This is a genomic window from Pseudomonas sp. WS 5532 (assembly GCF_012985445.1).
In the GTDB taxonomy this organism is placed as follows: Bacteria; Pseudomonadota; Gammaproteobacteria; order Pseudomonadales; family Pseudomonadaceae; genus Aquipseudomonas; species Aquipseudomonas edaphica.
The window spans coordinates 1-530 of sequence record NZ_JAAQWK010000064.1 but is presented as its reverse complement, the minus strand read 5'-3'; the positions used below and the strand labels follow the sequence as shown (position 1 = coordinate 530).

The 530-nt window shown below is 55.5% G+C and carries 1 protein-coding gene; it reads left to right on the top strand.

From position 1 onward, the window contains the following. Nucleotides 1–530 (top strand): VOC family protein (locus HBO23_RS33595; protein ID WP_170040995.1); only part of this gene is annotated, 530 nt, incomplete at both ends.

The following is a 530-nucleotide window of genomic DNA, read 5'->3' as shown; positions in this document are numbered from 1 at the left end:
GTGCGCAACGCTCAACAAGCCTACAACCGCGCGCTGGAACTGGGCGCACAACCGGTGCATATCCCTACCGGACCAATGGAACTGAACCTGCCAGCCATCAAAGGCATTGGCGGCGCGCCGCTGTACCTGATTGACCGTTACGGCGAAGGCAGCTCGATCTACGACATTGATTTTGTCTTTATCGAAGGTGTAGACCGCCACCCGGTGGGGGCGGGGCTGAAGATCATCGATCACATGACCCATAACGTGTACAGCGGCCGTATGGCGTATTGGGCCAACTTCTACGAGAAGCTGTTCAACTTCCGTGACATTCGTTATTTCGATATCAAGGGCGAATACACCGGCCTGACCTCCAAGGCCATGACCGCCCCGGACGGCATGATCCGCATTCCGTTGAACGAAGAATCGTCCAAGGGCGCAGGGCAGATCGAAGAATTCCTTATGCAGTTCAATGGCGAAGGCATTCAGCACGTGGCATTCCTCAGCGATGACCTGATCAAGACCTGGGACGCCCTGAAGAAAATCGGTAT